We start from the raw sequence: 7349 nt of genomic DNA, 5'->3' as shown, positions 1-7349 counted from the left end.
TGCTAGGTAGGGGCTCAGGAATTTAAAGGTTCTATAGGCCTCCTCCCTTGTAACACCGTTGAGATGCCTCCTCATAATCTGTATAAGCCTGAGGGATAGATAGCCACCAACCACCAAGGTAACCCATGCTCTGAAGCCTGTTAATATAAAGTATATAGCTATTAGGGAGAGCATTATGAAGACATGTATCAAGGAGCCCATCACACCAGCCCTCACACCCTTAACAACTGGTAGCATTGGTATACCGGCCCTCTCGTAATCCCTATAGTTATAGATCACTATATACCATATGTGGGCATTGCTCCAAACAGCAACTAGGATCAATAGGATGAGAGCCTCAGGCGTTGGATGCCCTGTATACGCCATATAACCCCCGAAGGCTGGCATACCACCTGCGAAGCCGCCATAGATCACGCTTGTCCAGCTTCTCCTCTTAGTCATAACAGTATATATGGGGATATCTATTAGAAACCCTAGAAGACCTGCTATGAATACCCATAGATTTATCATATATGATACCCAGAGCCCAGCAGCTAGAAAAGCAATCGATATCAAGGCAGCCCTACCCCTGGAAATAGCCCCCCTCGGTATAGCCCTCCTCTTAGTCCTCACCATCATACTATCTATATCGGCATCTAACACCATGTTAATACCAGTTGTCCCGAAGATCGTTAGTGAGAGGGCTATGAGGAGGTAGAGCGATATCCAAGGATCTATCGATAGACCCCCAGCTATAAGGTAGCCAAGCATGCCAGTAAACATTAGGAGAAGGCTCTGCCTTATCTTAAAGAGATCCGAGAGAATCTCGAGGGCATTATAGCCTTTCAGAAGAACCCCTCTAACAGCAACCAACAAGCCCACCTAGGTATATACACTATCTTGGATATATACACGCTCTCTAGCCTTTATACCCGGATCCGCTCCTAGTTTTGCCATTAACTATATGATCTTCATGCGATCTATTTAGTATATAATCCACTCGATAGAGGTTGTTTTAAGCCACCCATGGGTTCCTCACAATCTCACCAGGCCCTCTTACCAAGGTTTAGCCATGGATCTCGGAAACCCCGTTTACAACTGAAAGCCTCGTCCTTCAGGGCGGGGATGGTGAAATGCTTATAAGCTTTGCTCCACAATCCTTTTGGGCCTCGCGGGCTAACTCCTATCTGCTATAACACCCCTATCTCTATGCCCGCAGGGGCCGAGCGTGATATCTTGATCAGAGCTGTGATGCTGAGGCTACTGCCGGATGAGGGGGCTGAGGAGAGGCTAAAATCACTCTGTAATCTCTCCTCGAAGCTCTGGAACGAGGTTAACTATGCTAGGAGGAGGATGTTCTTCGAAACCAAGAGAGTAGATCTTAAGGCTACGTATAAGGAGTTCTATGAGAGGTATAAGAAGATAATCGGGTCTGCAACGACACAGCAGGTTTTGAATAAGAACGATGAGGCTTGGAGATCGTTCTTCTCATCTTTGAAGGCTAAGAGGGAGGGTAGGCTACCACCATTTATAACAAGGGTCAGCCCACCTGGATATAGGAAGAGGGGTGGGATTAGAATATTATGGACAGTCCTCAGAAATGATCAATATAGGATTGATGGTGAATATATAGTTATCAAGGGCTTAGGAGCCATAGGATCTATGAGGGTTAGATATTCAGGTAGAATACATGTTGTTGGGAGGCAGGGTAGGGCTGAGATACACTATGATGCCGATGATAAGAAAATGGTATATATACGTATCCTATGAGGTTGATAAAAAGGTGATCAGGGGCAGTAGCTTTAGAGGGTCTCTAAAGCCCCTTGGAGATAAAGAGGCTGGCATAGATATAGGTGTTAACAATTTATTGGCTGTATATGTTGATGATGGATCTGCTTTATTGGTTAATGGGAGGCCTTTGAAGGCTATTAGCTTCTACTGGAGGGAGAAGATCTCTAGCTATCAAAGCATCTTGAATAGATATGGTTTTAAAACATCTAAGAGGCTTAGGAGGATGTATAAGAAGTGGAGGAAACAGATCAAGAGCTATATTGACTGGGCTGTTAGGAACACAATAGAATGGCTATATAGTGAAGGTGTTAAGAAGATATATGTTGGTCATCCGAAATATGCTTCTCAAGAACCTAATAAGAGTTCTAAGATTAACTTCGAGATCGTCCATATATGGAGCTATGGATATCTATTGAGAAGGCTTAGAGATGTTGCTGAGGAATACGGGATAGAGGTTGAGCATGTAGATGAGGAAAACACATCAAGAACATGCCCAATATGCGGAACTATAGAGAATCATGAGAGAATAACCAGGGGGCTATTCAAGTGCTACAAGCATAATATTGTATTCAACGCAGACCTTGTGGGGGCATTCAACATACTAGCTAAGAGTAAAGCCATAACCCCGAGCCCCGCACTATGCGGGGTAGGGGTAACACGCCTAAGACCAGGCGAGAGGCTGAACCAGGCGAGAGCCTGGGATGTAGCCCAAACCTCCCCGCTCTAAGGGAACCCTCGCTCTTCAGGGCGGGGAGGAGGTCAGTTATCTTCATTTCTTAGGATACTCCTCTGGATCTTCCCAGAAATAGCTTTGGTATTTTAACATTAGCTATGATATTAGCTTCTAGCTATCAGAGGTTTCTTGGCAAGTCTCGTTGAAGCGATGGTGGATGTTATCCCTATCGCGAGTGCGAAGATGTTCACAACCTCGCTTGGGATCATCATGGCTGTGCCAGAAGCTCCTAGAAGTATCCTTAGTGGGAGAGGTATAGGGGATCTATAGAACCCCACGTTAGCAAGTGTTAGGAACCATATGCCGGCTATGGATGCTGCGACCCTGCTTATTATCAGTATAGCTGCTTGTAGAGGTTGTGAGTGGAGTAGAATGGGTATTATTAGGAGTGATGTTCCCCAGTATGAGTATACGAAGGAGATAGTATATAGATACTTTGGAATAGCAACTGTAGCTGCCTTAACCCCCGTCTTTATAGGATCTAGCCCAAAGACTGCTGATGCTGCGAATGCGGATAGAGCTACTGGAGGCGTTATATCTGCTAGCATAGCCATATAGAATAGGAACATGTGAACAGCTAGCGTAGCTGTATCCTGCGGGATTCCAATGGATGTTGCGAGGTTTATTATAGCAGGTGCTGTTAGAAGGGATGAGAGCACATATGTGGCCGAGGGTGGGACGCCCATTCCAAGGAGGAGTGAGAAGCCCCATGCGAAGAGTATTGCAGCGAGCAGGTTATTCTGAACAAGTGAGAGCAGTGCTAGTGTGAATTTCTGGGATAGGCCGGAGATCACAACCATAGCCATTATAAAGTTAGCCATAGCTATTGAGGAGCCCACAGAGGCCATCGGTATGAAGCCCTCGGCGAATCCTGTTAATATGTTTCTAAGCCTCGGCCTGAGATCCCTGTCTATAGCTGCGATTACAATTGCTAGGATAATCGCTGAGGTAACCGATAGTGGGATGCTATAGCCTAGGAAGATCATAGAGGCTATCAGGATCGCTGGTGCGAAGACATGTATCTTAGGCCCCTCCCTCAGCGGGATCTCAACAGGCTTTAGCCCGGCCTTCCTCGAATAGTACTCATTATAGAGGTATATTGATATCACATATAGCGCAGCAGGTAGAACACTCATGATAACTATCGTCGTATATGGTATAGCAAGGAGCTCAGCCATTATAAAGGCTACGGACCCGAGGACTGGGGGTGTTATTATCGCCAGGGTTCCAGCATTTGCTGAGAGCCCAGCCGCCGCTAGATCATCATACCCTGCTTTCCTAAATATAGGCTTCATAGTTGTGGATATAAAGGTGGTATCTGCAGCCCCCGAGCCAGAGATCATGCCCATCCCAAGGCCCATGAGAACAGCTACTCTACCAACGCTCTCAGGCCTCCTACCCATTCTCGAGAGGAACGTTCTCGCCATAGCATCTCCATATCCGAGGGCCCCCAGAACTCCTGAGAGTATTGTGAAGTAGACAACATATTTTAGCGAGACACCGGTTACTAGTCCGAAAAGTGCTGCCTCGCTCTCAACATAGATCTTTCCAATTAGATAGTCTATGGAGAAGCCAGGGTGGTTCCATGGATATGGGAAGCTGTTTGCATAGATGTTATATAGAAGAAATATCATTGCGATCATAGGCATCTCAGGGCCCACATGTCTGAGTATCACGCCCATGAGTAAGAGTGTCTCTGACCACCCCATATAGAGATCCAGGGGTAGTGGTGATATAGCCCTGTAGATCAGATTCTCATAGTCATAGACCATATAGATATAGGGCGGGATGGAAGCGATGATCCCTATAATATCTAGATATCTTCTATATCTATTAAAACCAGGTATTATAGGTGCTACCATCGCTACTAACCAGATCAGTATGAGAAGCCCTGTATATAGTGGTTGCCAGTTGAAATACTGTATAAGCAGGATCGTTGGTATGAGGGTGAGTATTACTGATATATATGCTATCCCAAGCCTAATCCTACCGATTCTAGGTTCATGCACAATGCTATAGAGATAGCCTACGAGTAATATGAACATAACATGGGTAGCTCTCTGGAGCTGTGTGAGATCAAAGATCCCGATTTTATATAGATATGATATAGGCGTATATGGGTGAAAAACGAGGTATATATGATATAGGGTGGCTGATATAGCAACTATATATAAGATCCTCCTAGCAAGTCTCTGCAGATAGGCTCACCAAGCAATACTATGGCCTGCAGAATTATTAAGAAATAAGCAGTATATGTGACGCTAGTGGGGTTCAACATTTATCTATAGTCTTTAGTCTCTCTATATATCTAAGTGATATATCAGCATATATACATACTGAATCCCTCTCCAAACACCCTCTATTGATAAGTCTTCTAAGCTCCTCCAGCTCAGCACATAGCTCTTCGAGATACCACTTGTTATCAACATAGCCCTCTCCAACAAGCTTTGGACTCCCCTCGCTATATCCTTCGGGGAAATACATGTTTTTAACAACATAGAAACCCTTGGAGACGAGCATAGCTCCGATTCTAGTTGCAGCTGGGTGAACACCTCTATCTAGGAGAGACACTGTCTCGGGATCCCATGTATATGTAACCATTATCCTTGAATAACCCTCGAAGATCTTGGATACCTGCTCAATAATCCTATCAATAGCATTATGCACATCATTGGAGGTGGCCAGAACATCTATCTCTGCCCAGGGGGAATAGCCCTCTCTACCAATGAAGATCGTTAGGAGGATCATGCTACCACCTATTGATAGCATAGCCTCATACACACCCCTAACCCTTCCCCTAGAACACCTCACAATATCAGAACCAAGCCTCTCAGCTATAATATCACATAGATCTGTGCTACTTATACTCAGCACCATAGATACTAGCGTAAATAGCTAATATAGGTTAAGAAATTTCCAGCATAACTGATCAAACTAGGCTGAAGCCAAGCATTATCCACAATAACATATGCGTAGCACCTACAACAATTACTTAGCTTCATTGTTTTCTGAACCTGTGTTCCTAGGTGTATGCCTCGCCCTTGCTAGGGTTATCAGATCATTGCTATCGCTAGATATAGGTTTCGATCCCTACGCGTGATTCTGTTAAAACAATGCCGAGTAGCTATAGTAGTTAGAAAAATAAAGCTCATCATTAAGCCAAAAGGCGAAAGCCTAGCTCCCTTGAGGAGAGGGGATCTCAAATGGATAAGCTTTATAACCCGCTAGGATGAAATATTAGTGAAGCCGGGTCGTCTAGCGGCCAAGGATGCGGGGCTCTGGCCCTCCGCGCCGCCCCTTGATGAGAAGAGGGTCTCCTGATATATGATGTATGCTGGAACTCCTGATAACATGTGGCGTTGATAATGATTAGGCCATAGATCTCTTAATCAGCTATATCTGTAAAGTCAATATCTGGATATAATTCATACTATGATCTGGTGCTTTGATCGGTAAAATATGGGTATAAATTAATCCCAAGCTAGTTAATTAATTAAAGATCATTTGACTATAGATATTATTTATATAGTTCTTATAGTTCTAAAGCCATAGGTGAGCGCCTTGTTTCGACAACTGACTAACCTGGTTTGGGCAAAGCTTTTTATTTAACCAAACGCTTAGATCAAAATGGGATAGTAATGCCTGCACTAAAAAGAATAAAGATGTTGGATCTTAAAGGGAGGGTAAAGAGGGCTAGGGGCCATAGTGTTAAGAAAGACAATGCCAAATCCCATCAGAGGATAGATGAAGATACCTACAAGCTAGAGCTAGAAACGCTATACATGATAGGCGCTCCCGCCTGTTAATATAATTTTAGTCATTGTTCACCACACTTCCCCTGGAAGCCCCTGCTGCAGGTGCCCGTCCCTAGCTACCTAGGATTCAGATCCTTATAACTGAAAGCCTCGCTCTTTAGGGCGGGGATGTTGCTAATGCTTATAATCTTTGATGCTGGTGGTTTGGTTAGATGATGAGGTAGTGATGTGCTTGGCAACCAGCCCCCGGATGATTATAGATGGGGGCTAACAGCCATAGCCCCGAGTCCCCGAGAGGGGATAGGGGTAATGGCCGGAGACCCACCTAGGGCTAAACCATGTGAGAGATTAGTGATCTACTATAGAATTGAAAGGGGAGGAGGTCAGTTCGGAGAAGGTATCATCTCTCACTTCTATAGTGTCCAATGGGCGGAGCAAGGCTGACCGGCTAGGGAATTAAGCTATAGGAAATGCTAGAGGCGGTGTGAAAGGGGAGGCGCTATCAGCCAGGGGTTCACTCGTCACTAGTCAGCTCTCGGCAAATTCTTCATCTACTTATATAAATTCCTAGGGAGATATATTTTTGGTGTTTCAATGGATAGATTTTTAGTGGGATTTATACTCATCCTGATCGGATTTATACTTGTGTTCCTCGCAGTCCTTCTTCTCTCTCTACCCGCTGGCGCTGAGGCCAGGGGCTTCGGCTTTATATTGATAGGCCCTATACCGATTATGCTGAGCGGGGGTGTTGAAGCTATTTATCTTCTATTAATTATCGCAGTTGCTCTCTTGGTCTTGATCGTAGCTATGTTGGCCAGTATTATGGGGAGAGCTTCTAGCCCCTAGCATGATCATCATGTAGCGGGTAAAATATCTCTTCTAGCGGGGTTAGCAACTAAAAGCCCCGCACTTCAGGGAGGAGGTAGGTTCTGTATTGTTTTAAGCGTTGATACTCTACTGATATGGGTCTCTGTAGTGGTAAGTGTTAAGGAGGTTCCAGCGGATCTTTTCATCTCTAGGTTGGCTGAGAAGCTTAGAGAGGAGATGGGGGATAGGATATCGCCTCCCCCATGGGCTATATATGTTAAGAC

General features: G+C 44.8%; 7 protein-coding genes. 4 read left to right on the top strand and 3 right to left on the bottom strand.

The window, feature by feature from the left end:
- Positions 1 to 852: protoheme IX farnesyltransferase (locus QXE01_10490; protein ID MEM4971663.1), on the bottom strand; the 852-nt coding region annotated here is incomplete at its 3' end.
- A 363-nt stretch (positions 853 to 1215) separates the two neighbouring features.
- Between QXE01_10490 and QXE01_10485 the strand changes: the two genes are divergently transcribed.
- Together QXE01_10485 and QXE01_10480 are read left to right on the top strand one after the other, a co-directional pair.
- Positions 1216 to 1749, top strand: a complete 534-nt coding sequence (locus QXE01_10485; protein ID MEM4971662.1) for a hypothetical protein — start codon at positions 1216 to 1218, stop codon at positions 1747 to 1749.
- On the top strand, positions 1715 to 2497 hold the full coding sequence (locus QXE01_10480; GenBank protein MEM4971661.1) for a transposase: 783 nt from the start codon (positions 1715 to 1717) through the stop codon (positions 2495 to 2497). Before QXE01_10485 ends, QXE01_10480 begins: the two co-directional genes overlap by 35 nt.
- Positions 2498 to 2607: 110 nt before the next feature.
- On the opposite strand, the gene QXE01_10475 is transcribed toward QXE01_10480, so the two are convergent.
- Together QXE01_10475 and QXE01_10470 are read right to left on the bottom strand one after the other, a co-directional pair.
- Positions 2608 to 4548, bottom strand: coding sequence for a TRAP transporter fused permease subunit (locus QXE01_10475; protein MEM4971660.1), 1941 nt, complete (start codon positions 4546 to 4548; stop codon positions 2608 to 2610).
- Between the two features lie 226 nt (positions 4549 to 4774).
- A complete protein-coding gene (locus QXE01_10470) occupies positions 4775 to 5380 on the bottom strand; it encodes a DUF1122 family protein (protein ID MEM4971659.1) in 606 nt (201 codons plus the stop codon).
- A 1106-nt stretch (positions 5381 to 6486) separates the two neighbouring features.
- Between QXE01_10470 and QXE01_10465 the strand changes: the two genes are divergently transcribed.
- Both QXE01_10465 and QXE01_10460 read left to right on the top strand, forming a co-directional pair.
- Positions 6487 to 6702 (top strand): hypothetical protein, encoded by a 216-nt coding sequence (locus QXE01_10465; GenBank protein MEM4971658.1) that lies wholly within the window; start codon positions 6487 to 6489, stop codon positions 6700 to 6702.
- Positions 6703 to 6852: 150 nt separating this feature from the next.
- Positions 6853 to 7104: a DUF131 domain-containing protein gene (locus QXE01_10460; GenBank protein MEM4971657.1), complete on the top strand. Its 252-nt coding sequence runs from the start codon at positions 6853 to 6855 to the stop codon at positions 7102 to 7104.
- Positions 7105 to 7349: the final 245 nt, after the last annotated feature.

The organism is Sulfolobales archaeon, from assembly GCA_038897115.1.
Taxonomy (GTDB): Archaea; Thermoproteota; Thermoprotei_A; order Sulfolobales; family AG1; genus AG1.
The sequence above is the reverse complement of the archived record's forward strand: the minus strand, read 5'-3'. Positions and strand labels throughout refer to the sequence as shown.